The sequence below is a fragment of the Streptomyces vietnamensis genome (assembly GCF_000830005.1).
Lineage (GTDB): Bacteria > Actinomycetota > Actinomycetes > Streptomycetales > Streptomycetaceae > Streptomyces > Streptomyces vietnamensis.
The window spans coordinates 2,872,135-2,896,432 of record NZ_CP010407.1; the positions used below are offsets into that span (position 1 = coordinate 2,872,135).

At 71.8% G+C, this 24,298-nt stretch carries 14 protein-coding genes; 2 read left to right on the forward strand and 12 right to left on the reverse strand.

Annotated elements, in window-relative coordinates; all coding sequences use genetic code 11:
- Nucleotides 1–75: 75 nt before the first annotated feature.
- The 8 genes from galE to SVTN_RS12875 all read right to left on the reverse strand — a co-directional run bounded on the left by galE (nucleotide 76) and on the right by SVTN_RS12875 (nucleotide 10,941).
- Nucleotides 76–1,062: a UDP-glucose 4-epimerase GalE gene (gene galE / locus SVTN_RS12840; protein ID WP_041129214.1), complete on the reverse strand. Its 987-nt coding sequence runs from the start codon at nucleotides 1,060–1,062 to the stop codon at nucleotides 76–78.
- Entirely contained in the window at nucleotides 1,059–2,705 is a 1,647-nt protein-coding gene (locus SVTN_RS12845) for a glycosyltransferase family 2 protein (protein ID WP_041129215.1), read from the reverse strand. Before SVTN_RS12845 ends, galE begins: the two co-directional genes overlap by 4 nt.
- Before the next feature lie 132 nt (nucleotides 2,706–2,837).
- Nucleotides 2,838–4,277, reverse strand: a complete 1,440-nt coding sequence (obgE, locus tag SVTN_RS12850; protein ID WP_041129216.1) for a GTPase ObgE — start codon at nucleotides 4,275–4,277, stop codon at nucleotides 2,838–2,840.
- 107 nt (nucleotides 4,278–4,384) lie between these two features.
- A complete protein-coding gene (rpmA, locus tag SVTN_RS12855; protein ID WP_010041940.1) occupies nucleotides 4,385–4,639 on the reverse strand; it encodes a 50S ribosomal protein L27 in 255 nt (84 codons plus the stop codon).
- A gap of 13 nt (nucleotides 4,640–4,652) precedes the next feature.
- The gene (rplU, locus tag SVTN_RS12860) at nucleotides 4,653–4,973 is read right to left on the reverse strand and encodes a 50S ribosomal protein L21 (RefSeq protein WP_015033583.1); all 321 of its coding nucleotides are present in this window, start codon (nucleotides 4,971–4,973) and stop codon (nucleotides 4,653–4,655) included.
- Nucleotides 4,974–5,216: 243 nt separating this feature from the next.
- Nucleotides 5,217–9,026: an Rne/Rng family ribonuclease gene (locus tag SVTN_RS12865; protein WP_041129217.1), complete on the reverse strand. Its 3,810-nt coding sequence runs from the start codon at nucleotides 9,024–9,026 to the stop codon at nucleotides 5,217–5,219.
- A gap of 233 nt (nucleotides 9,027–9,259) precedes the next feature.
- Complete coding sequence (locus SVTN_RS12870; RefSeq protein ID WP_041129218.1) at nucleotides 9,260–10,051, reverse strand: TIGR03936 family radical SAM-associated protein; 792 nt, start codon at nucleotides 10,049–10,051, stop codon at nucleotides 9,260–9,262.
- A 254-nt stretch (nucleotides 10,052–10,305) separates the two neighbouring features.
- Nucleotides 10,306–10,941, reverse strand: coding sequence for a hypothetical protein (locus tag SVTN_RS12875; RefSeq protein ID WP_052499086.1), 636 nt, complete (start codon nucleotides 10,939–10,941; stop codon nucleotides 10,306–10,308).
- A 247-nt stretch (nucleotides 10,942–11,188) separates the two neighbouring features.
- On the opposite strand from SVTN_RS12875, the gene SVTN_RS12880 reads away from it, so the two are divergent.
- The gene (locus SVTN_RS12880) at nucleotides 11,189–13,168 is read left to right on the forward strand and encodes a glycosyltransferase (RefSeq protein WP_052499087.1); all 1,980 of its coding nucleotides are present in this window, start codon (nucleotides 11,189–11,191) and stop codon (nucleotides 13,166–13,168) included.
- Nucleotides 13,169–13,242: 74 nt separating this feature from the next.
- Here the strand turns inward: SVTN_RS12880 and SVTN_RS12885 are convergent, their stop codons facing one another.
- Nucleotides 13,243–16,839, reverse strand: coding sequence for a bifunctional glycosyltransferase/CDP-glycerol:glycerophosphate glycerophosphotransferase (locus SVTN_RS12885; RefSeq protein ID WP_041129220.1), 3,597 nt, complete (start codon nucleotides 16,837–16,839; stop codon nucleotides 13,243–13,245).
- Between the two features lie 366 nt (nucleotides 16,840–17,205).
- Here SVTN_RS12885 and SVTN_RS12890 point away from each other — a divergent pair, with 366 nt between their 5' ends.
- Complete coding sequence (locus SVTN_RS12890) at nucleotides 17,206–19,506, forward strand: bifunctional glycosyltransferase/CDP-glycerol:glycerophosphate glycerophosphotransferase (RefSeq protein ID WP_052499088.1); 2,301 nt, start codon at nucleotides 17,206–17,208, stop codon at nucleotides 19,504–19,506.
- Between the two features lie 59 nt (nucleotides 19,507–19,565).
- Here SVTN_RS12890 and SVTN_RS12895 read toward each other — a convergent pair whose 3' ends face one another.
- The 3 genes from SVTN_RS12895 to rodA are packed head-to-tail and all read right to left on the reverse strand — an operon-like array spanning nucleotide 19,566 to nucleotide 24,294.
- A complete protein-coding gene (locus tag SVTN_RS12895; RefSeq protein ID WP_041129221.1) occupies nucleotides 19,566–21,494 on the reverse strand; it encodes a TIGR03960 family B12-binding radical SAM protein in 1,929 nt (642 codons plus the stop codon).
- Nucleotides 21,495–21,546: 52 nt separating this feature from the next.
- Nucleotides 21,547–23,076 carry a CYTH and CHAD domain-containing protein gene (locus SVTN_RS12900; protein WP_041129222.1) on the reverse strand — a complete coding sequence of 510 codons (1,530 nt, stop codon included), beginning with the start codon at nucleotides 23,074–23,076 and terminating at the stop codon, nucleotides 21,547–21,549.
- 18 nt (nucleotides 23,077–23,094) lie between these two features.
- Entirely contained in the window at nucleotides 23,095–24,294 is a 1,200-nt protein-coding gene (gene rodA / locus SVTN_RS12905) for a rod shape-determining protein RodA (RefSeq protein ID WP_041129223.1), read from the reverse strand.
- Between the last annotated feature and the right edge of the window lie 4 nt (nucleotides 24,295–24,298).

Sequence of the window (24,298 nt, forward strand, 5' to 3'; positions counted from 1 at the left end):
TCCCCGGCCCTTCCTCTGCTTTTCCGTCGTCAGACGGTCGCGTTTCCCGCCGTCAGACGGTCGCGTTTCCCGCCGTCAGACGGTCGCGCCGCGGCGGGCGACCCAGCCGGCCCAGGCCGACTCGATCATGTCGCGCACGTCGTGGCGGGCCTTCCAGCCCAGCTCCGCCTCGATGCGGTCGGCGGCGGCGACGACCCGGGCGGGGTCGCCGGGGCGGCGCGGGGTGACCAGGGGCTCGGCGGTGTGGTCGGTGATCTCGTTGATCAGCCGGACCATCTCGGTGACGGAGACGCCCTCGCCCCGGCCGATGTTGACGGTCAGGTCGCGCGGCTCGCCCGCCGCGGCCCACTCCGCGAGCTTCCGCGCGGCGACGAGGTGCGCGTCGGCCAGGTCCTCGACGTGGATGTAGTCGCGGATGCAGGTGCCGTCGGGCGTGGCGTAGTCGTCGCCGAAGATCCGCGGGGACTCCCCCGCGTCGAGGCGCTCGAAGACCATCGGGACCAGGTTGAAGACCCCGGTGTCGGCCAGCTCGGGGGTCGCCGCGCCGGCCACGTTGAAGTAGCGCAGGCAGGCCGTCGAGATGCCGTGCGCCGCGCCCGCGGCACGGACCAGCCACTCGCCGACCAGCTTGGTCTCGCCGTACGGGCTCATCGGCAGGCAGGGGGTCTCCTCGGTGACGAGGTCGACGTCCGGCATGCCGTAGACGGCGGCGGAGGAGGAGAAGAGGAAGTTGCGCACACCGGCGGCCGCGACGGCCTCCAGGAGGACGGTGAGGCCGACGACGTTCTCGCGGTAGTAGTGCAGCGGCAGCTCGACGGACTCGCCGACCTGCTTCTTCGCGGCGAGGTGGACGACGCCCGTCACACCGTGCTCGGCGATCGTCCGGTCGAGGACCTCCCGGTCGAGGGTGGAGCCGACCACCAGGGGCACGCCCTCGGGCACCCGCGACTCGTATCCCGTGGACAGGTCGTCGAGGACGACGACCCGCTCGCCCGCCTGCGTCATGGCACGGACCACATGGGAGCCGATGTAGCCGGCACCACCGGTGATCAGGTAAGTCATGCCCCAAACCCCTTTCGCTGTGATCTACGGGCGAGCCTGTGGAGCCTGGCTCCGACCGCCTGGAGCCCGTCGCGGGCACCGGGTGCGAGCCGTACCGCCAGCGAGCCGTTCGCCGTCGTGTACTGCCGCACCAGCAGTACACCGTACCGGCTGCTCGGCACGACCGAGCGTCGCTGCCGGTCCTCCGGCAGCCGGAGCGCCGTCGTGAACGAGCTGCCGTCCGCACACGTCACCGTGGCCCGGACGTCCCAGAGCTGCACGCCCCGCTCCCCCCTGTGGCGGCCCTCACGGGCCAGACTGGTGAGCCCGGCCGGGACGCGTCCCGACCAGCCGCCGGCCACCTCGGAAAGCTCGGAAAGCCCGGTGCGCACGGACGTGTCGGCGCCCCTGGGCACGAAGTCGATCCGGGCGGTACGGGGCAGGGCCTCGCGCAGCCGTCCGTACAGGTCCCGGACCGTGAACCGCAGCTCGCCGCGGCCCGCCCCGGTGCGCAGCTCGCCGTCGACGAGCAGCGGGAGCCCGGCGAGCGGCAGGCTGTCCAGGCCGTCCAGCTCGACGGGAAGGTCCTCGGACCAGACGGCTGCTCCCCCGCTCCGGGCGAAGGGCGGGAGCAGCCGGGCGGGTTCGGCGGCGAGCCGGGAGAGCCGCTCCAGGTCCCGGGGCTCCTCGGCGGCCAGGACGAACCGGGCGGCCCAGCGGGCGGGCGCGGCCGCGGCGGCGATCGCGCGCTCCCCGAAGGTCCCGATGTGCTCGCGGGCCAGCGCCCACCACGCGGTCCGGTACGCGGCGTCGCGCAGCCTCAACTCGCGGGCGTACAGGCGCAGGTCGTGTTCGAGGAACTTGGTGCGGCAGGCGGTGGCCAGCTCCTTGCGGCCGGCCTCCTCGAAGGTCTCCACGGCCATGCGGTGGGCGGCGATCCGCGCCTGCCAGTTGGCGATGCCGTCCCGGTCGAGGGAGATCGAGAGGCGCCCGGCGGCCCGGCGGACGTGCCAGATGTAGACGGTGTCGGGGACGACCGCGACGCGCGGCGCGGCGGCCAGGACGCGCGCGGTGAAGAGGAAGTCCTCGTAGACGCAGCGGCCGTCGGGGAACCGGATGCCGTGCTCGGCGAGGAAGGCCCGGTCGTAGACCTTGTTGACGCAGAGCGTGTCGTGCACCAGGGGCACGAGGTCCGCGGCCGTCTCCAGGAGGGCGGGCTCGTGGTAGAGCGCGGGCTGCCAGCGCACGTCGCGGCCCTCGGGCAGCTCGCGCCGTACGCAGGCGCCGACCGCGACGGGGGCTCCGTGCCGCTCGGCCGCCGTGACCAGGGCCTCGGCGGCGCCCTCGGGCAGGACGTCGTCGCTGTCGAGGAATATCACGATGGGGGCGGTGACGGCCCGGACGCCGTCGTTGCGGGGGGTGCCGCAGCCGCCGCTGTTCTCCGTGCGGTGCACGACGCGCAGCCGGGGGTGGCGGGCGGCCAGTTCGTCCAGGACCCGGGCCGTGCCGTCGCTCGATCCGTCGTCGACGGCCACGACCTCCGCGACCACGGGGCCCTGGTCGAGCACGGACCGGATCGCCTCACCGACCAAGCCCTCGTCGTTGTGTGCGATCACCACGACGCCGAGCTTTCCTGCCACCTGGGGGGAAGTGATGCTAGTCACGCCGCGGATGCTACGGGAGCCCCGCCACCCGATCGGCTCTCTTCCGGCCGGGTCAGCCGAACGCATGAAAACGCGGGAAAGGTGGGGCGGCACCCGGCCGCCCCACCTTCCGTACCCGCGAGAAGGGACCTTCTAGAACGGGTCGAACTCGTCGTACTCGCGCTGCGCGTCGTCGCGCTCCGCCTGCCGGTCGCGGCGGCGCTGCGCCGCCGGACGCGGGGCCTCCAGACGGTGGTCCTCACCGCGGCGGCCGAGCATCTCGGCGCCGGCCATCATGGTGGGCTCCCAGTCGAAGACGACCGCGTTGTCCTCGGAGCCGATCGCGACGCCGTCGCCCGCGCGGGCACCGGCCTTCATCAGCTCGTCCTCGACGCCGAGGCGGTTGAGGCGGTCGGCCAGGTAGCCCACGGCCTCGTCGTTGTTGAAGTCGGTCTGGCGGACCCAGCGCTCCGGCTTCTCGCCGCGCACCCGGTAGACCTCTTCCTGCTCGTCGTACGTGACGGTGAAGCCCGCGTCGTCGACGGCCTTCGGGCGGATGACGATCCGGGTCGCCTCCTCCTTCGGCTTGGCCGCGCGCGCCTCGGCGACGATGCCGGCGAGGGCGTAGGAGAGCTCCTTCAGACCCGTACGGGCCACGGCGGAGACCTCGAACACCTGGTAGCCGCGCTCCTCCAGGTCCGGGCGGATCATGTCCGCGAGGTCCTGGCCGTCCGGGATGTCGATCTTGTTGAGGACGACGATCCGGGGCCGGTCCTCCAGGCCGCCGTACTGCTTGAGCTCCTCCTCGATGACGTCGAGGTCGGTGACCGGGTCGCGCTCGGACTCCAGCGTCGCCGTGTCGAGGACGTGGACGAGCACCGAGCAGCGCTCGACGTGGCGGAGGAACTCGAGGCCGAGGCCGCGGCCCTGGCTGGCGCCCGGGATGAGGCCCGGCACGTCGGCGATCGTGTAGACGGTCGAGCCGGCCGTGACGACGCCCAGGTTCGGGACGAGGGTGGTGAAGGGGTAGTCCGCGATCTTCGGCTTGGCGGCCGACAGGACGGAGATGAGCGAGGACTTGCCCGCGCTCGGGTAGCCCACGAGCGCCACGTCGGCGACGGTCTTGAGCTCCAGGACGATGTCCCGCGCCTCGCCGGGCTCGCCGAGGAGCGCGAAGCCGGGGGCCTTGCGGCGGGCCGAGGCCAGCGCGGCGTTGCCGAGGCCGCCGCGGCCGCCCTGGCCGGCGACGAAGGTGGTGCCCTGGCCGACGAGGTCGGCGAGGACGTTGCCCTTCTTGTCCAGGACGACGGTGCCGTCGGGCACGGTCAGGACCAGGTCCTGGCCGTCCTTGCCGGAGCGGTTGTCACCGGCACCGGGCTGACCGTTGGTCGCCTTGCGGTGCGGGGAGTGGTGGTACTCGAGGAGAGTGGTGACCGACTGGTCGACGACCAGGGTCACATCGCCGCCACGGCCGCCGTTGCCGCCGTCCGGGCCGCCGAGCGGCTTGAACTTCTCGCGATGGACGGAGGCGCAGCCGTGGCCTCCGTTACCCGCGGCGACGTGCAGCTCGACGCGGTCCACGAAGGTGGTCATGGGTGTGCCTCCAGAGAATTACGTGCGGAATGTCTATCTAGTAACACGCGAAAGGCGGACCCGCTTCCCGTACGGGAAGTGAGGTCCGCCTCCGCAAAGTGTTCCGATCAGGCGACCGGAACGATGTTCACGACCTTGCGGCCACGGTGGGTGCCGAACTGCACCGAACCGGCCTGCAGGGCGAACAGCGTGTCGTCGCCGCCACGGCCGACGCCGGCGCCGGGGTGGAAGTGCGTGCCACGCTGGCGGACCAGGATCTCACCCGCGTTGACGACCTGACCGCCGAAGCGCTTCACGCCGAGCCGCTGGGCATTGGAGTCGCGCCCGTTCCGGGTGGACGATGCGCCCTTCTTGTGTGCCATGTCTCAGTCCCTCTTACTTCGCAGCCGCGGGGATACCGGTGACCTTGATCGCCGTGTACTGCTGACGGTGACCCTGGCGACGGCGGTAGCCGGTCTTGTTCTTGTAGCGCAGGATGTCGATCTTGGCGCCCTTGTGGTGGTCCACGACCTCGGCCGTGACCTTGATGCCGGCCAGGACCCACGGGTCGCTGGTCACGGCGTCGCCGTCGACAACGAGCAGGGTCGAGAGCTCGACCGTGTCGCCAACCTTGGCAGTGGAAATCTTGTCAACCTCAACGATGTCGCCGACAGCAACCTTGTGCTGGCGACCACCGCTGCGCACGATGGCGTACACGCGGATCTCTCTCTCACTCGGGATGGAACCTCTGAAGCCAGCCGCTCACACGGGCCCGGGGGCCCGCGGCGTTCCGGAATCGGACGAGCGGCCTCTCCCGACGAGCGGGAGGGAGGTGCTCAGAGGCGCGGCATGCCGATCAGACACGCCGACGGTCTAGGTTACGGGCGGCTGCCACAGGGGGTCAAATTCGCCCGAGCGGGTGCGGGCCGCCCCGTGGAGGGACGGCCCGCACCCGGTGGATCAGTCCTGGGCCGGAGCCGCGGTCTTCTCCGCCGCCTTCTTGGCCGTGGCCTTCTTGGCGGTGGTCTTCTTCGCCGCGGTCTTCTTGGTCGCCGCCGTCTTCTTGGTGGCGGCCTTCTTGGCCGTGGCCTTCTTCGCGGTCTTGCGCGCGGCCGTCTTCTTGGCCGGCGCGGCCTCCGCCTCGGTCTCGGTCTCGGCCGGAACCTCGGCCGGGGCCGTGGTCACCACGACGACGGCCGCCTCCTCGGCGCCCGCGGGCGAACCGGCGGGAGCGGTGGCCTTGCGGACCACCCGGCGACGGGCGCGCGGCGCGGCGGCCGCGGGGGCCTCCTCGACGACGGGCTCGGCCACCGGCGCCACGACGGGCTCCGGCTCCGGGGCGGTCTCGGCGACCGGCTCGGCGACGACGACCGGCTCGGCGACGACCTCGGCGGCCACGTCCGTGGTCGAGACGACCGGGGACGTCACGCGACGGGTGGCACGGCGACGGCCGCGCGGGGCCGGGGCGGGGGTCTCCTCGACCACCGGCTCGGCGGCCTGCTCGACGACGGGCTCCACGACCGGCTCGGCGACCGGCGCCGCGACGGGCTCGGGCTCGGGCTCGGCGGCGGGCGTCGGCTCGAAGTCGACGGCCTCGGTCTCCACGACCGGCGCCGGGGCGACCGGCGTCGAGACGACCGGCGCGGACACCCGGCGGGTGGCGCGACGGCGGCCACGACCGCGCGTGGCGGCGGCCTCGGCCTCGGCGGCGGAGCCGTACAGCTCCTCGTCCGGGGCGATCGGCACCGGCACGGCCACCGGGGCGGCCAGCTCGGCGGCGACCTCGGCCTCGGTCTCGACCTCGGCCTCCGGCTCCACGGCCTCGGCGTGCTCGTGCTCGTGGACGTGCTCGGCGCCGCCGCGGCCGCGCTTCTTCGAGCGCTTGCCGCCGCCACCGCCACCGGCGGTGGCCGGCTGCTCCATGTGCACGATGACACCGCGGCCGTTGCAGTGGACGCAGGTCTCGGAGAAGGACTCCAGGAGGCCCTGGCCGACCCGCTTGCGGGTCATCTGGACCAGGCCGAGCGAGGTGACCTCGGCCACCTGGTGCTTGGTCCGGTCCCGGCCCAGGCACTCCAGGAGGCGGCGCAGCACCAGGTCGCGGTTGGACTCCAGGACCATGTCGATGAAGTCGATGACGACGATGCCGCCGAGGTCGCGCAGCCGCAGCTGGCGCACGATCTCCTCGGCCGCCTCCAGGTTGTTCCTGGTGACGGTCTCCTCCAGGTTGCCGCCCTGGCCGGTGAACTTGCCGGTGTTGACGTCGACGACGACCATCGCCTCGGTCTTGTCGATCACCAGCGAGCCGCCGGAGGGCAGCCAGACCTTGCGGTCGAGCGCCTTCATGAGCTGCTCGTCGATCCGGTACGTCGCGAAGACGTCGACCTCGCTCGTCCACTTGGACAGGCGGTCGGTCAGGTCCGGGGCGACGTGGTTCACGTAGCCGTGGATGGTCTCCCACGCGTCGTCGCCGCTGACGATGACCTTGGAGAAGTCCTCGTTGAAGATGTCGCGGACGACCCGGACGGTCATGTCCGGCTCGCCGTACAGCAGGCTCGGCGCGGACGTCGAGATCTGGGCGGCCTTCTTCTGGATGTCGGCCCACTGCGCCTGCAGGCGCTCGACGTCGCGGCGCAGCTCGTCCTCGCTCGCGCCCTCGGCGGCGGTGCGCACGATGACGCCCGCGTCCTCGGGGACGATCTTCTTGAGGATGGTCTTCAGGCGGGCGCGCTCGGTGTCCGGGAGCTTGCGGCTGATGCCGGTCATCGAGCCCTCGGGGACGTACACGAGGTAGCGGCCCGGGAGGGAGACCTGGCTGGTCAGACGGGCGCCCTTGTGGCCGATCGGGTCCTTCGTGACCTGCACGAGGACCGACTGGCCGGACTTGAGGGCGGACTCGATGCGGCGCGGCCCGTTGGCCATGCCGAGCGCCTCGAAGTTGACCTCGCCGGCGTACAGGACGGCGTTGCGGCCCTTGCCGATGTCGACGAAGGCGGCCTCCATGGACGGCAGCACGTTCTGGACCTTGCCCAGGTAGACGTTGCCGACGTACGAGGTGGCCTGCTCCTTGTTGACGTAGTGCTCGACGAGCACGTTGTCTTCCAGGACGCCGATCTGGGTGCGCTCGCCGTTCTGGCGGACGACCATGACGCGCTCGACGGCCTCGCGGCGGGCGAGGAACTCGGCCTCGGTGATGATCGGGACGCGGCGGCGGCCCTGCTCGCGGCCTTCGCGGCGGCGCTGCTTCTTGGCCTCCAGGCGGGTCGAGCCCTTGATGGACTGGACCTCGTCGGACGGCTCGGCCTTCTCGCGGGCCGGGCGGGGCTCGCGGACCTTGACGACCGTACGGACGCCGTCCTCGTCGGCCGTCTCGACCTCGGCGGCGGCGTCCCCGCTGCGACGGCGGCGACGGCGACGGCGACGGGAGCTGCTGGAGCCGCCGGCGTAGGCCTCGGCCTCCTCCGGCTCCTCCTCGCCCTCCTCGGGCTCCTCGGTCTCCTCGGCGTGCGGCTCCTCGCCCTCCTCGGTCTCCTCGACCTCGGCGAGCTCGCCGCGACGGCGACGACGGCCGCCACGGCGGCGACGGCGGGACGGACGGTCCTCGTACTCGTCCGCCTCCTCGGCCTCCTCGATCTCGTCGGCGACGGCGACCTCGTCGGCGACGGCCTCGACCTCGGGCTCGTCGGCGACGGTGGCCGGGACGGGCTCGACGGCGACGGGCTCGCCGCGGCGACGGCGGCGACGGCGGGAGCCGGACTCGGCGCGCTCGGTCTCCTCCACGGCCTCGACCGTCTCGACGGCCTCGACCGTCTCTTCCTCCTCCGGCTCCTCGACCACGGCGGCGGCGGCCATGGCGGCGGTCTCCGGGGTCTGGAACATCGGCTCGGCGAAGACCGGGGCCTGGAAGACGGCGACGGCGGGGCGCGCGGCGCGGCGCGGCTCGCGGGCCGGGGCCGGCTCGGAGGTGAACTGCGGCGAGGTGACGCGGCGACGGCCGCGGCCACGGGTGGCGGCGGTCTCGGCGGCGGCGACCTCGGCCTCGTCGGCGGCGATCTGCTCGACGGTGGACGTCGGCAGCGACTCACCGGCGGGGGCGGCCTCGGTGGTCACCTCGGGCGCGGTGGCCTTGCGGGTGACGCGGCGGCGGGTACGGGGCGCGGGGGCGGCCTCGGCCTCGACCGGGGCGGCCTCGGCGGCCGGCTCGGCGGCGACCACGGGCTCCGCGGCCTCCTCGGCGACGGCCGGGGAGGTCACCGGCGAGGTGGCCTTGCGCGTGGCACGGCGGCGGGTACGGGCCGGCGGCGCGGCCTCCTCGACGGCCTCGACGACCGGCGCCTCGGCGACCGGCTCGGCGGCGGCCACGGGCTCCGCGGCCTCCTCGGCGACGGCCGGGGAGGTCACCGGCGAGGTGGCCTTACGGGTGGCACGGCGGCGCGGGCGGGCGGGGGCGGCCTCGGGGGCCTCCTCGACGGCCTCGGGCGCGGCGGTCTCCGCGACCGGCTCCGCGACCGGCTCGGCCACGGTCTCCACGGCGGCAGCGGCGGGCGCGGTGGCCTTGCGGGTGGCGCGGCGGCGGGTGCGCGGCGCGGGAGCGGCCTCGGCCTCGACCGGGGCGGCCTCCACGGCGGGGGCCTCCACGGCCTCCGCGGTGGGGGTCTCGGCGGTCGCGCCCGTCACCGGCGGACCGGCGGGGCGGGAAGCGGCGCGGCGCCTGCGGCGCGGCGGCAGCTTGTCACCGGGGGCGTTGGTGTCTTCGTTGGACTCGAGCATGCGGGGTTCTCCCGTCACGCTCCCGGGCGCCGCGCCTGGTTCCGGTCCGGCGGCACGGTCGCGCCTGTGGCGCGGTGCCGCCGTCCGGGGCGCGGGCGCCGCACGGGAGCTCTATGTCTGGCTCGCCGGTTCCGTACGCCCTGTGCGGACGGCCTGGCGAAAGTCTCCTGGTCAGTGCGCTGCCCGACCCAGGTGGCTCCCGAGTACCAGGGCGGCGCTACGACGACCGCTCCCTACGCGGTACCGGCACCCGGCGCCGTCGCTGAGGCGGTCCCGGCGGCCGTGGGTGATGCGGCCGTGACTGCCTCGCGGTCGGGCGCGAGCGGGTCGGTCACCGTGCCGGACTCCTCGTCGAAGAGCCCCTGCGCCAGCCTGGTCACCGCTGCGGGGACCGGCGGCGCCAGGTCGGCCACAGCTCGGAGACCGGACAGGACGTCGTCGGGTCGCACGGCAGGTGTCACGTGCCGAACAACCAGGCGCAGTATCGCACAGGCGCTGTCCAGCGGCCTATCACCCTGGGGATCGCCCTGGGGACGGGCGGCCGTCAGCTCGGTGACCGCGGAACGGGCGTCGAAGGTGCGGACTCCGTTCTTGGTCTTGCGCTGTACTTCCACCGTCTCGGCGGCGAGAAACGCCTCGACGGCCTTCTCGGCCTCCTCGACGGCGACGCCCTCGAGGCGCAGCTCCCACACGGAGGCGGTGAGCCGGTCGGCGAGACCCGAGGTCCGGGCCTCGACGGCGTCGGTGATGTCGAGGCCGGCGGGGAGGGACTCGTCGAGCAGGACCCGGAGGGTCTCCGGGTCGCGGGCCTCGGTGAGCGCGATCTCCAGGTACTCGGCCTCGGAGCCCGTGCCCGTCGGGGCGGCGTTGGCGTACGACACCTTGGGGTGCGGGGTGAAGCCCGCCGAGTACGCCATGGGCACCTCGGCACGGCGCAGCGCACGCTCGAAGGCGCGCTGGAAGTCACGGTGGCTGGTGAACCGGAGGCGGCCGCGCTTGGTGTAGCGCAGTCGGATGCGCTGCACCGCCGGTGCGGGCGGCGGGCCTTCGGGCTGTCGCTTGCCCAGTGGTTCTTCTCCTCGGTGCGGGGCGGGCGCGGGTGGCGCTCCGCCCGGAAGCTCTTGGGTGTCCCGTGGGCTCCCGCCCGGATCACCCCCGCCCGTGGCGTGGAGATCTCGGGGGCGGGCGCCGCGCCGAGGACGTTCCTTGTACTACCCAGAGTACGCGCCCGGGCCACCTCGGGTTCCCCGGCGGGGCGCCGTGGAGGCGGGCGGGCGGATCAGCGGGGGCCGCCGAAGAGGGCGGTCCACACCTCCCGGGCGGCGGTGCGGACGGCACGGCCGACGGCGGCGGCGGGCTCCCACACCCAGGTGCGCAGCCAGTGGCCGACGGGGGTGAGGATCGCCTGGTACACCCAGGCGAGGGGACGGCCGACCGCGTTCCACAGGACCCAGCCGATCGCCCGGCCGATCGCCCGCGAGACCTGTCCGGCGATCCGCCAGGCCCAGGCGAGGGCCGCGCCGACGAAGCGGCAGACGGGGCCGAGCACGTACCGCCAGAGCCAGGTGAGCGGGGTGACGAGGAGGAGGTCGACGACCCACCGGAGGGCCTTGCCGACGGGGACGAGCACCCACTTCCACAGCCAGCGGAGGGGGATGACGACGAGCAGGTCGATCAGCCACCACAGGGCCCGGCCGACCGGGGCGAGGACCCACTTCCACAGCCACTGCAGGGGGATGACGACGAGGTGGTGGAGCAGCCATCCCAGGGCGTGGCCGAGCGGGGCGAGGAGCCGGCGCCAGAGCTGCCGGAAGCACCAGGCGAGAGCGTCCCAGACCAGCCGGACGGGCAGGACGACGACGAGGGCGATGGCGCGCGCCACTCCGGTGAGACAGCCCGGGTTTTCCGTGTTCATGCCCAGAACGACGTATCGGGGTACCCGGCGGTTTTCCGCCGCGGCCGAAAGAGACCAAGGCGTTACGCGCCGGCTCCGCCCCGGGGGCCGTACGGTACGGACGGAGCGCCCCCGCTTCCGGGACCCGGCCCCGTAACCTAAGGTGCGTCACCTCCCCGGCCGTCGGGGGTTCCTTCCCAATCCGCAGACATCGAGGCTCGGCGTGAAAATATCCTTCCTCCTGGTAGACCGCTGTCACATCGGCGGCGTGGTCAGCGCGATCCACAACCTGGCCAAGGCGCTCGCGGACCACCACGAGGTCGAGCTGGTCTCCCTCCGCCGCAACCGCGACCAGGCGTTCTTCCCGCTCGACCCCCGGGTGAAGACCATCGCCCTCTCGGACTACCGGAAGCACTCCCACACCTACGACGGCGACGACCCGCAGCTCGAGCAGTTCCCGCACATCTACCCGAACGAGCCCACGGACAAGAAGCCGTGGATCGGCCGTCTGGCGGAGAAGCGGCTGATGGAGTACCTGGCCACGACCGACGCCGACGTCGTGGTCAGCAACAACCCCAAGATCACCATCATGCTGGCCTACGCGGAGGGCGACTTCCTGAAGGTCGCCATGGAGCACTCGCGGCCCGCGCAGTACGGCCCGCACATCCGGGACGCCCTCTTCCGGGACGCGTACCCGAAGATGGACGCGATCACCGCGCCCACGCCGGACGAGTGCCGGACCATCGCCGGGGTCGTCCCCGCCGTGAGCCACCTGCTCTCCCCGATGCCCAACTGCATCCCGGCCCACGAGGGCCAGATGTCCACCGGCGACAACAAGATCGTCGTCACCGCCGGCCTGCTCAAGCCGCACAAGGGCTTCGCCGACCTCATCGAGGCCTTCTCCACCGTGGCGCCGCGCCACCCGGACTGGAGCCTGCGGATCTACGGCTCCGGTCCCGAGCGCGCCAACCTGCGCAAGAAGATCAACGAGACGGACAGCAACAACCAGGTCTTCCTGATGGGCCCGGCCACCCCGGTCACCCCGGAGTTCGCCAAGGCGTCGATCTTCGTCCTGCCCTCCCGCCTGGAGGCCTTCGGCAACGTCACCGTCGAGGCGATGGCGGCCGGCCTGCCGGCGGTCGCCTACGACGCGCCGCACGGCCCGCGCAACATCATCACGCAGGGCGAGGACGGCTACGTCGTGCCGCTCGGCGACAAGAAGGCCCTCGCCGAGCACATCGAGAAGCTCATGGCCGACGAGGACCTGCGCCGGAAGATGGCGGCCGCCGCGGTGGCCAACGTGGTCCGCTTCCAGGAGGCCGAGACCGCCGCCCGCTTCGAGCAGCTCGTGGAGACCATGCGGGCCCGCCGGGCCACCCCCCGCACGGCCGCCGCCGTGGTCACCCCGCAGGGCGACGTCCGGGTGAAGGTCGAGGGGCTGCCCGCCGGCAGCGACGCCGAGCTGGTCTGCAAGGACGTCCGCAAGAAGGCCGACGAGGTCGTCCTCCCCTTCGTCGGCGGCGAGGCGCTGGTCCCCACGCTCGGCACGCTCGTCGAGGGCGACTGGGAGCTGCAGATCCGCGCCGCCGGCTTCGACCTGCCGCTGCGGTCGACCGGCTGCGACACCCTCCAGATTCTGTCCCTCGAACTGCCCCGCGCCGAGGGCCCCGCCCTCTCGCTGCTGCTGCCGCACGCCCACACGGACGGCACGCTGCGGGTGCAGAGCCGGGTGCGCGCCCAGCACGTGGAGGTCGCGGGCCTGAAGGCCGGCGCCACCTCGATCGACATCGACGCCGCGGCCTGGGGCGTGGAGCCCGGCACCGGCAGCGTGATCGAGGCCGTCCACCGCAAGGAGGCCGACAAGAACTTCAGCTTCCCGGTGAAGGCCGGCGCCGACGGACGCTTCACGGCCTCCCTGGACAACGCCGCCGCGGCCCGCCTCCACCAGCCCGGCACCGAGGACGTCTGGGACCTCTGGCTGCTGCCGGACCAGACCTCCGCCCGGATCCGCGTCTGCAAGCTGGCCACCGACGTGCTCGTCCCGATGGACGTCTTCACCTACCCGTACCCGGTGGTGAAGCAGTCCGGCGCCCCGGTCCAGGCCGCCGAGGCGAAGCCGAGGGCCAAGGGCGGCTGGCGGGGCCGGCTGTCCGCCGTGCCCGCCGCCGTCGCCCCGGCCAAGCACGAGCTGCGCCCGTACTTCTCCAGCAACGGCCAGCTGTCGCTGAAGATCATCGACAAGAAGTAACCGGTACACCGCACACGAAGGAGCCCCGGTCCGCAGCTGCGGACCGGGGCTCCTTCGTGTGTCGCGGGCGCCCGCTACAGCGGCGCGCCGTCCTCCGCCGTCTTGAACATCAGGTCGGCCAGGCGCGAGGCCGCGTGGCCGTCGTCCAGGTCGCAGAAGAGGTGGTGGAACTTGTCGTACTTCTCCTGGTACTCGCCGGCGACCTCGTCGACCTCGCGGATCGCCTTGATCAGCTCGTCGGACGTGCCGATGAGCGGACCCGGGGCGTCGTTCTCGAAGTCGAAGTAGAAGCCGCGAAGCTTGTCCCGGTAGTGCTCCAGGTCGTACGTGAAGAACAGCATCGGACGACGCAGGTGCGCGTAGTCGAACATGACCGAGGAGTAGTCCGTGATCATGATGTCGGCGGCCACGTACAGGTCCGCGATGTCCGGGTACTCGGAGACGTCGTAGACGAAGCCGTTCCCGGCGCCCGGGATGCTGTCCACGATGTTGGAGTGACGGCGGATCAGGAAGACGTGGTCGTCGCCGAGCCGGCGGCGGGCGTCCTCCAGGTCGACTCGGAGGTCGAACTTGAACTGGCCGCGGGCGTGCGACAGGTCGTCACGCCAGGTCGGCGCGTACAGCACGACCTTCTTGCCCTCGGGCAGCCCGAGCCGCTCCCGGACCTCCTTGGCCCGCTCGTCGCGGTCCTCGGCGTACAGGTAGTCGTTGCGCGGGTAGCCGATCTCGGCGATGTGGCCGTCGTAGCCCATGGCGCGCTTCAGGATGGGCGTGCTGAAGCGGTTCGACGAGACCAGGATGTTCCAGTTCGCGGCTTCCTTGACCAGCCGCTCGTGGTAGTTCGGGTCGAACTTCGGCGCGTCGATGTCCAGGCCGATCTTCTTCAGCATCGTGCCGTGCCACGCCTGCACGATCACCTGGCCCGGACGCCGCTTGATCCAGTGCGGCAGGTGGGCGTTGGTGACGATGTAGCGCGAGCGCGCCAGCGCCTCGTACCACTCGGTGCCCTGGAAGCGGACCGGGGCGACCGTGTCCGGCAGCTCGACCTGGCCGTCGCGGACCAGCCACAGGTGCTCGACGTCCGCGCCGCGGCGCAGCAGCTCCTCGTGGAGCGCGCGCGGGCTGTCCGAGTACTGCTTGCCGTTGTAGCTGATGTACAGGACCTGGTCGCGCAGCGGCAGCTCGCGGCCCTGCTCGTACACCTCCTGGCGCAGCTGGTACTGGCGGTTGTCGCCCCGCTCCAGCGGCGTGAGGTCGGTCATGCAGTTCAGCTGCGGGTGGTCCTGCCAGTGGACCTCCAGCTGGTACTCGCGACCGTTGTGCGCCCCCTCCAGCGGGAACTGGGGCACGGCGAGCCGGTCCACGACCAGCGGCATGTCCGGGGCGTCGCCGGAGGACTCCAGGCGGAAGACCCAGCGGCCGGCCTTGAGCGGCAGCCCGCCGGTCGCGCCCGACATCGTGGAGGGGCGGAAGGTCGCCTCGAAGGTCCCGTCCGCGCCGACGGTCACCGGCACGGTCTTCTCGTCGAAGCGGTTCTTCGCGCTGACGACCAGGTGGTGGTCGGAGAGCGCCACGGGGGCGGTGCCCCGGATCGTGAAGGCCCCGTCCTCGACGGAGATGCCGACGATCTTGGCGCGCAGGGGGCGGCCGGAGAACTTCAGGTAGCCGTTGGTGCCGGAGAGGACCGCCACCTCGTTCAGCTCGGCGCCCTCGCCGAAGGAGCCGGGCAGGCCGACCTGGTGGTCGGCCACGCCGTCCTTGACGACGACGCGGACCTTCCGCGGGTTCTCCTTGCCCGGCTCCTCGATCTGGAGCTGCGTGCTCCAGTTGCGGCGCATCGCCTTCGCCGGGTCGGCGCCGCCGGTCTCCGTGGTGTCCAGGTGCTCCGGCAGCAGGGCTATGTCACGCAGCGGGACGCCGACCCGCAGCGAGGTCCGACCAGCGGCGGTCCCGGTGACCTCGGCCGGGTACTCGAGGACCTCGCCGCTGCTCTGGTTGACGACCCGCAGGGTGAAGGCGGTGCCCGCCTCGACCGACTCGCGGAACACGCCGTCGATGACGATCCCGTCACCCTCGGACGCGAAGCCGGTGACCAGGAACGGCACCTTCTCGATGCGCAGCTTGAGCGCCGCACGACGGAGCTCCGGAACCATCCGGTAGTCCTCGTCGAGCCACTGGTACGGAGGGTAGGCCCGCCGGTCCGAACCGTACGAGTGCACGGAGCGGGAGCGCACGAGGCCGCCGGACAGCACGCGCATGCCCACGTGCCAGAGGCCCTCCTGCCACTGGCCGCCCTTGCGGAAGCGGGCCGGGTCGATGACGGTCTCCCAGCCGGCCCAGTCGAAGCTGTGGCCGCGGCCCGCGTAGCCGGAGGCCGTGGTGGCCTCGGCGCTGAAGATGTTGCCCAGCGGGATGAGCATGCGGCGCTGGGTGCCGTCCTTCTTCAGCTGCAGCAGCTTGACGACGCTGCGCTTGCTGTTCTGGTCGACCCGGTCGACCCAGGCGTTGCCGGCGAGGCGCAGCTTGCCGTCCTGCCACTCCAGCTCGGTCAGCGGGGAGCGGAGCTGCAGGTCCTGGTCCATGCGCAGGACCTTCTTGGGCAGCAGGGCCTCGTCCAGCGACGGGAACTTCGCGTACTTGCGGATGGCGCCGTCGAGCTCGACCGGCTCGCCGAGCCGCTCCGCCTCGATGAAGTCGAGCAGCTCGTTCAGGGCGTGCTTGCGGACGAGCAGCCACTTGACGCGCAGCGCGGTGGGCAGCGCCTTGACCGTCTTGAGGTCGACCTGGTCGAGGTACTTGTTGGCGACCCGCAGGAACTCGGCGCGGTACTCGTCGTCGCCGTCGGGCAGCACGTTGAGGAAGATCCGCAGGTCGCCGGTGAGCACGGTCCGGTCGTACTCGCGCTTCAGCTCGTCGGCGAGGGGCTCCTTGCGCTCGGCGAGGAACCGGCTGACGGACTCGACCGCGGAGGCGCGGTCCCGGGCGGCCTTGGGCTCGGTCCGGCGCTGGGTGATCGAGGGGCTCGCCTCGCCCTCGCGCAGACGCCAGTAGTACGTGGTCGAGCTGATGATGTCGACGGACTCGGCGAGGTACTGGGCCGGCACGATGACCGGGGTGTCCTCGTACAGCACGCCCTCGGGGAAGCGCAGGGAGTTCGCCTCCCAGAAGTCGCGGCGGAAGACCTTGTTGCAGGCGATCCGGTCCGTCAGGAGCATCCGCTTCCTGGAGACGTGCGTCTTCTTGACCGCGCCCCGGGAGAGGAAGCGGTGCATCGGGGACTGCCAGACCTTGGTCGAGTTGATGTGCTCGACGTTGCCCGTGGCGAAGGAGGAGCCGGTCTCCTCCAGGGTCTCGATCATCAGCCGGTAGGCGTCCGGCGGGATCATGTCGTCACTGTCGACGAAGGCGAGGAACTCGGCCTCCGGCGCGAGGCTGTCGAGACCCGTGTTGCGGGCGGCACCCAGGCCGGCGTTCTCCTTGCGGATCAGCCGGAAGCGGGCGTCCTTGGCCGCGAACTCCGCCGCGATCGCGTTCGAGCCGTCCGTGGACCCGTCATCGATCATCAGCACTTCCAGGTCCTGGAAGGTCTGTACCGCGAGCGAGTTGAGGCAGGCCAGAAGATACTGCTCTACGTTGTAGATCGGGACTATGACGCTGAGCCGGGGTGCCATGAAGTTCTGCGTTCCTTTCCTTTTCAGACCCGCTCGACAAGCTCGAGCGCCTGAGAGGGTGACGGGGCGTGCTTTCGGTTTTCCAGCGGACCGACAGAGGACGCATGAAGCCCTCCGAGGAAGACCCGCCTGACGGCCGCACGCCCACCGTCGAACTGCAGTACTTCTCCCGGTACCCGGTCCGCAGCTTAACCGTCGACTCGTCCGCCCCGGCCGCGGAGCACGGAGATCTCGGCTACATGACTCTGCGGTGGCCCCCGGCCACCGCAGCTCTCCAGGATAGACGATCCCCGCCTCTGGCGTTCGATCGCCGTTGGGGCTCCTGTCATACTGCGTTCGAGCGGTTCGACTGAGGAGAAACACGGCATGCCGGCTGCAGCTAACCCCCGATTCAGCGTGATCATCCCTGTGTACGGGGTCGAGGGCTACATCCGCGAGTGCCTCGAATCGGTGACCTCACAGAGTTACCGGGACTTCGAGGTCATCGCGGTCGACGACTGCTCCGTCGACGGCAGCGGCGCCATCATCGACGAGTTCGCCGCCCGCGACCCGCGCGTCCGGGCCGTCCACCGCGCGCAGAACGGCGGCATCGGCGCCGCCCGCAACACCGGCGTCGAACACGCCCGCGGCGACTACCTGCTCTTCCTCGACGGCGACGACTCGATCCGCCCCGGCTCCCTCCAGGCCATGGCCGACCGGCTCGCCGAGTCCCGCGACCCCGAGATCCTGATCTTCGACCACGTCCGCACCCACTACGACGGCAAGGTCGAGGCCAGCAAGACCGGCCCCATCCTGGCCGGCATCCGCGACCAGGTGGTCAACCCCGTCGACCACCTCGAACTGCTCCGGATCTTCGCCGTCGTCTGGAACCGCGTCTACCGCCGCGACTTCTTCACCGGCGAGGGCTACGCCTTCACCGACGGCCTCTACGAGGACGCGCTCATGGTCTACACGACCATGGCCGCCGCCCAGCGCGTCGCCGGCCTGGAGTACGTGGTCGTCGAGTACCGCCAGCGCCGCCAGGGCAGCTCGATGCGCAGCAGCTCCGCGCGCAAGCACTTCGTGATCTTCGAGCAGTACCAGCGGGTCTTCGACTACCTCGAGGGCCGCCCCGGCCTCGACGCGTACCGCAGGCTCGTCTTCGAGCGGATGGTCTCCCACTTCCTCTACACCTTCGCCCGCGGCTTCCGAATACCCCGCAGCCACCGCCGCGCCTACCTCAAGCAGGCCGGCCAGACCTACCGCCGCAACGAGCCCGCGGGCTTCACCCCGCCGCCCGGCATGGTCGGCCTCAAGTTCAAGGTCATGCGGACCGGCTCGTACACCGCCTGGGAAGCCCTCAAGACGGTCAACGGCACCCGCGAGACGGCCTTCGGCGCCCTCGGCAAGTCCAAGCGCTGGGGCGGCCGCAAGGCCCTGCGCGCCTACTACGCCGTACAGCGCCGCCTCCCCGTCGACGAGAACCTCGCCGTGTACTCGGCGTACTGGGGCCGCACCCCCAGCTGCAACCCCCTCGCCGTCCACGAGGCCGCCAAGAAGCTCGCGCCCGGCATCCGCGGCGTCTGGGTCGTGAACAAGGAGTACGCCAAGGGCGTCCCCTCCGGCCTCACCCGGATCGCCCCCGCCACCTTCGGCTACTGGAAGGCCATGGCCCGGGCCAAGTACCTGGTCAACAACGTCAACTTCCCCGACTCCGTGATCAAGCGCCCCGGCCAGATCCACCTGCAGACCCACCACGGCACCCCGCTCAAGCGCATGGGCCTCGACCAGCAGCACTACCCGGCCGTCGCCCGCAGCATGGACTTCGACAAGCTCCTGGAGCGCGTCGACCGCTGGGACTGGAGCGTCTCCTCCAACCAGCACTCCACCGAGCAGTGGGAGCGGGTCTACCCGGCCGCCTTCCAGACCCTGAACACCGGCTACCCCCGCAACGACGTCTACTACCGCGCCACCGCCGCGGACGTGCGCCGGATCCGCACCGAGCTCGGCATCGCGGCCGGCAAGAAGGCGCTCCTGTACGCCCCCACCGTGCGCGACCACCAGAAGGACGCCTTCGTCTCCCGCCTCGACCTCGCCCGCTTCGCCCGCGAGCTCGGCCCCGACTACGTCCTCCTGGTCCGCGCCCACTACTTCTACGGCGGCGACCCGGAGCTGAACACCCTCTCCGAGCAGGGCGCCCTCGTCGACGTCTCCCGCCACCCCTCGGTGGAGGAGCTCTGCCTGGCGGCCGACGCGCTGATCACGGACTACTCCTCGATCATGTTCGACTACGCCAACCTCGACCGGCCGATCGTGACGTACGCCGACGACTGGGAGATGTACCGCACCTGCCGCGGTGTGACCTTCGACCTGCTCTCCGGCGAGCCCGGCGACACCCCCGGCGTCATCGCGACCACCGAGGACCAGCTGATCGAGGCCTTCCGCAGCGGCGCCTGGGAGGGCGAGCCGGCCGCCGCACTGCGCCAGGCCTTCCGCGAGCGCTTCTGCACCTGGGACGACGGCTTCGCGGCCGAGCGGGTCGTCCGCCGCGTCTTCCTCGCCGAGGACCGCCCCCGCCCGCCGGTCGTCCCCGTCCAGGAACGCACCCCGGCCCCCTCCCCCCGGACCGCCGAGGGCACCCCCCTCCTCCCCCGGAACGACCTGGCCGAGGCCCACTCGGACCACTGACACACGAAGAGGCGCCCGGACGGTTCTCCGTCCGGGCGCCTCTTCGTTGCGTCTTCGCGCTACTTCTTGACCGTCAGCGGCAGCAGCTTCTTGCCGGTGGGGCCGATCTGGATGTGCGTGTCCATCTGCGGGCAGACGCCGCAGTCGAAGCACGGGGTCCAGCGGCAGTCGTCGACCTCGGTCTCGTCGAGGGCGTCCTGCCAGTCCTCCCAGAGCCAGTCCTTGTCGAGGCCCGAGTCCAGGTGGTCCCAGGGCAGGACCTCCTCGTAGGTGCGCTCGCGGGTGGTGTACCAGGCGACGTCCACGCCGACCTCGGGGAGGGTCTTCTCGGCGCAGGCCATCCAGCGGTCGTACGAGAAGTGCTCGCGCCAGCCGTCGAAGCGGCCGCCGTCCTCGTACACCGCGCGGATGACCGCGCCGAGGCGGCGGTCGCCGCGGGAGAGGAGGCCCTCGACGATGCCGGGCTTGCCGTCGTGGTAGCGGAAGCCGATGGAGCGGCCGTACTTCTTGTCGCCGCGGATCTTGTCGCGGAGCTTGCGCAGGCGCTCGTCCGTCTCCTCGGCCGACAGCTGCGGGGCCCACTGGAAGGGGGTGTGCGGCTTGGGGACGAAGCCGCCGATGGAGACGGTGCAGCGGATGTCGTTCTGGCCGGAGACCTTGCGGCCCTCGGCGATCACGTTCATCGCCATGTCGGCGATCTGGAGGACGTCCTCGTCGGTCTCCGTCGGCAGGCCGCACATGAAGTACAGCTTCACCTGGCGCCAGCCGTTGCCGTAGGCCGTCGAGACCGTACGGATCAGGTCCTCTTCCGAGACCATCTTGTTGATGACCTTGCGCATGCGCTCGGAGCCGCCCTCGGGGGCGAAGGTGAGGCCGGAGCGGCGACCGTTGCGGGTCAGCTCGTTCGCCAGGTCCACGTTGAACGCGTCGACGCGGGTCGAGGGGAGGGACAGACCGATCTTGTCCTCCTCGTACCGGTCGGCCAGGCCCTTCGCGATGTCGGCGATCTCCGTGTGGTCCGCCGAGGACAGGGAGAGGAGGCCGACCTCCTCGAAGCCCGTCGCCTTGAGACCCTTCTCGACCATCTCGCCGATGCCGGTGATGCTTCGCTCCCGCACGGGGCGCGTGATCATGCCGGCCTGGCAGAAGCGGCAGCCGCGGGTGCAGCCGCGGAAGATCTCGACGGACATGCGCTCGTGGACGGTCTCCGCGAGCGGCACGAGGGGCTGCTTGGGGTACGGCCACTCGTCGAGGTCCATGACCGTGTGCTTGGACACGCGCCACGGGACGCCCGAGCGGTTGGGGACGACGCGGCCGATGCGGCCGTCCGGGAGGTACTCGACGTCGTAGAAGCCCGGGATGTAGACCGAGCCCGTCTTCGCGAGGCGGAGGAGGACCTCCTCGCGGCCGCCCGGCCGGCCCTCGGCCTTCCACTGGCGGATGATCTCGGTCATGTCGAGGACGGCCTGCTCGCCGTCGCCGATGATCGCCGCGTCGATGAAGTCCGCGATCGGCTCGGGGTTGAAGGCGGCGTGGCCGCCGGCGAGCACGATGGGGTGGTCGACGGTGCGGTCCTTGGACTCCAGCGGGATGCCCGCCAGGTCCAGGGCCGTGAGCATGTTCGTGTAGCCGAGCTCCGTGGAGAAGCTCAGGCCGAACACGTCGAACGCGCCGACGGGGCGGTGGCTGTCCACGGTGAACTGGGGCACGTTGTGCTCGCGCATCAGCTCTTCGAGGTCCGGCCACACGCTGTAGGTGCGCTCGGCGAGGACGCCCTCGCGCTCGTTCAGCACCTCGTAGAGGATCATGACGCCCTGGTTGGGCAGGCCGACCTCGTACGCGTCCGGGTACATCAGCGCCCAGCGGACGTCGGCGGACTCCCACGGCTTGACCGTGGAGTTCAGCTCTCCACCGACGTACTGAATCGGCTTCTGCACGTGCGGGAGCAGAGCTTCGAGCTGCGGGAAGACAGACTCGGCAGCAGACATCTCGAACCTTCGTGAGCTGGCAGGGGGGCGACTCTCAAGCGTACCCCGGTGCTCAGCGGGTCAGTGCCGCCCGGATCTTCGGGGCCGAGGCCCGCGCCCAGACACCGGGCAGTTCCCGCTCCTGGTCCATGGCCGCCGCTTCCTCCCTGCCGTGGAGAAGTCCCCAGGTGAAGGCGGATTCGCCGGCCGCGTGGGCCTGGACGGCGAGCTCCCGGAGGGTCTCGCGGGCGACGACTCCGTCCTGGTGTTCGCCGAGGAGGGACTGGACGGCCTTGACGCGCTTGGCGAGCTTCTTCGCCGGCTTCCCGAGGGTGGGGCGGGCCGCCTCGGCGGCGTACCGGGCGCGCTTGGCGGCCTTGCGGGCCTCGTGGAGGGCGAGGTCCCGGTCGTGGCCGGGGTCGAGGGCGAGGGCGCGGTCGACGCGGGCGGCGAGGCGGTCGTGGTCCTTGAGGACGGCGCGGGTGAGGACCTTCCGGGCCTTGCGGGAGGCGGCGCGGCGCAGGGGCGGGTCGGCGAGCAGGGCGTCGAGGGCGTCGAGCAGGGCGCGGTGGCGGGCGGAGTCGAGGGCGTCGAGGGCCCTGTGCCGGGCGCCTTCGCCGCGGGCGGCGGTCCAGATCTGCAGCCGGGCCGCGACGGGGCCGAGGCGGAGGGTCTCGGGGACCTCGCCGAGCGCGGTGCGCAGCCGTTCGGCGAGGACCTCCTGGTCGCGGGCGACGCCGAGCTCGCCGGCGAGCCACTTCAGCTCCTCGCCGAGGGGGTCGGTGACGTCCCGGTCGAGGACGGCGCGGTACGTCTTGAAGGCGCTGCGGAGTCGTCGGCAGGCGACGCGCAGCTGGTGGACGGCGTCGGGGAGGTCGCGGCGTACGGCGGGGTCGAGGGCGACGATCGCCTCGGCCTGTTCGCGTACGTAGGCGAGGACGGCGGCTCCTGCGGTGCCGGGTTTTTCGGGGGTGCCGCCTCCGGGGGTGGGTGTCGCCGGGGGTTCGCTGCCGGTCTCCGTCAGGGCCCTGGCCAGTTTCGACGGGGCTTCCGAGGGGACGATGCCCGCCTTCCCGAGGCGTTCCTCGATCGCGTCGAGGATCGCCGGGTCCGCGTCGTCGGCGAGTTCGACCTCGATCTCGGTCCAGGCGGCCTCCGCTCCCCCGGGCAGCCGTTCGGCGTGGACGGTGTCGACGGAGAGTTCGGCGAGGAGGGTGCCGTCGGCGTCGAGGAGGTGGCGGACGTCACGGGAGGAGCGGAGATGGACGGCCGGGACGATCTCGGCGTCGCGGACGCGGGAGCGCAGGAGTCCGGCGAGCTCGTCCGGCAGGGTGTCGCTCAGCGGGGCCCTGATCTCGTCGCGGATGCCGGCGGCGACGGGGAACTTGATGTGCCAGCCGGCGTCGCTGCCGCCGGTGCGGCGGCGGAGGGTCACCCCGTCGGCGGCGAGGCGCAGGTCGGGGGTGTCGTGGTAGACGGCGTCGAGTTCCATGACGCCGTCGTCCACGACGGACGAGACTCCGGGGACCCGGGTGAGGTCCGGAAGCCCCGTGTCCCCGGTGGCTTCGTACTTCCGCTCGATCTCGCGCTTCGTCTCCGCCATGCCTCGAATCTAGACCCGTCAGGCCGTCATCGGGCGTTGTACGCGGATCGACTGGAGCAGTCCGATCGCCACCCATACGGCGAACATCGACGAGCCGCCGTACGAGACGAACGGCAGCGGCAGGCCGGCGACGGGCATGATGCCGAGGGTCATGCCGATGTTCTCGAAGGACTGGAAGGCGAACCAGGCGATGATTCCGGCCGCGACGATCGTGCCGTAGAGCTCGGTGGTCTCGCGAGCTATCCGGCAGGAGCGCCAGAGGATGACGCCGAGGAGGACGAGGATCAGGCCGGCGCCGACGAAGCCGAGTTCCTCGCCGGCGACGGTGAAGACGAAGTCGGTCTGCTGTTCGGGGACGAACTGGCCGGTCGTCTGCGAGCCCTTGAAGAGGCCGGCGCCGAGGAGGCCGCCGGAGCCGATGGCGATGCGGGCCTGGTTGGTGTTGTAGCCGACGCCGGCGGGGTCGAGGTCGGGGTTGGCGAAGGCGGCGAAGCGGTTGATCTGGTACTCGTCGAGCATGCCGAGCGCGGTGACGAGGACCGCGCCGAGGACGCCGGCGCCGATGAGGCCGAGGACCCAGCGGTTGGAGGCTCCGGAGGCGAGGAGCACGCCGAGCACGATGACGATCATGACCATGACCGAGCCGAGGTCGGGCATCAGCATGACGATGCCCATGGGGAGGGCGGCCAGGGCGAGGGCCTTGGCGACGGTGCGGTGGTCGGGGTGGAGCTGGTCGCCGGCGTCGACCTTGGCGGCGAGGAGCATCGCCATGATCAGGATGATCGTGATCTTCACGAACTCGCTGGGCTGGAGGGAGAAGCCGCCGCCGACGACGATCCACGCGTGGGCGCCGTTGATGGTGGCGCCGAGCGGGGTGAGGACGGCGAGGATCAGCACGATCGAGAGGCCGTAGAGGATCGGCACCGCGCCGCGCAGGGTGCGGTGGCCGAGCCAGATCGTGCCGATCATCAGGGCGAGGCCGATGCCGGTGTTGAGCACGTGCCGGAAGAGGAAGTAGTACGGGTCTCCCTGATTGAGCTCGGTGCGGCCGCGGGTGGCGGACCAGACGAGCAGGGAGCCGATGCCGGAGAGGGCGAGCGCCGAGAGCAGGATGGGCCAGTCGAGCCGGCGGAGCACCGAGTCGCGGGCGGCCAGCTTGGCGAGGGTGCCGCGCTCGGGTGCGTACCGGGAGACGGAGAAGCCGTGGGGTGCGGTCATCCGT

Coding starts and splice junctions, on each gene's coding strand:
- SVTN_RS12900 (WP_041129222.1), bottom strand. CDS start 23,076: ATGGCGGAGACGAAGCGCGAGATCGAGCGGAAGTACGAAGCCACCGGG.
- rpmA (WP_010041940.1), bottom strand. CDS start 4,639: ATGGCACACAAGAAGGGCGCATCGTCCACCCGGAACGGGCGCGACTCC.
- rodA (WP_041129223.1), bottom strand. CDS start 24,294: ATGACCGCACCCCACGGCTTCTCCGTCTCCCGGTACGCACCCGAGCGC.
- SVTN_RS12875 (WP_052499086.1), bottom strand. CDS start 10,941: ATGAACACGGAAAACCCGGGCTGTCTCACCGGAGTGGCGCGCGCCATC.
- SVTN_RS12865 (WP_041129217.1), bottom strand. CDS start 9,026: ATGCTCGAGTCCAACGAAGACACCAACGCCCCCGGTGACAAGCTGCCG.
- SVTN_RS12890 (WP_052499088.1), top strand. CDS start 17,206: ATGCCGGCTGCAGCTAACCCCCGATTCAGCGTGATCATCCCTGTGTAC.
- galE (WP_041129214.1), bottom strand. CDS start 1,062: ATGACTTACCTGATCACCGGTGGTGCCGGCTACATCGGCTCCCATGTG.
- SVTN_RS12895 (WP_041129221.1), bottom strand. CDS start 21,494: ATGTCTGCTGCCGAGTCTGTCTTCCCGCAGCTCGAAGCTCTGCTCCCG.
- SVTN_RS12885 (WP_041129220.1), bottom strand. CDS start 16,839: ATGGCACCCCGGCTCAGCGTCATAGTCCCGATCTACAACGTAGAGCAG.
- obgE (WP_041129216.1), bottom strand. CDS start 4,277: ATGACCACCTTCGTGGACCGCGTCGAGCTGCACGTCGCCGCGGGTAAC.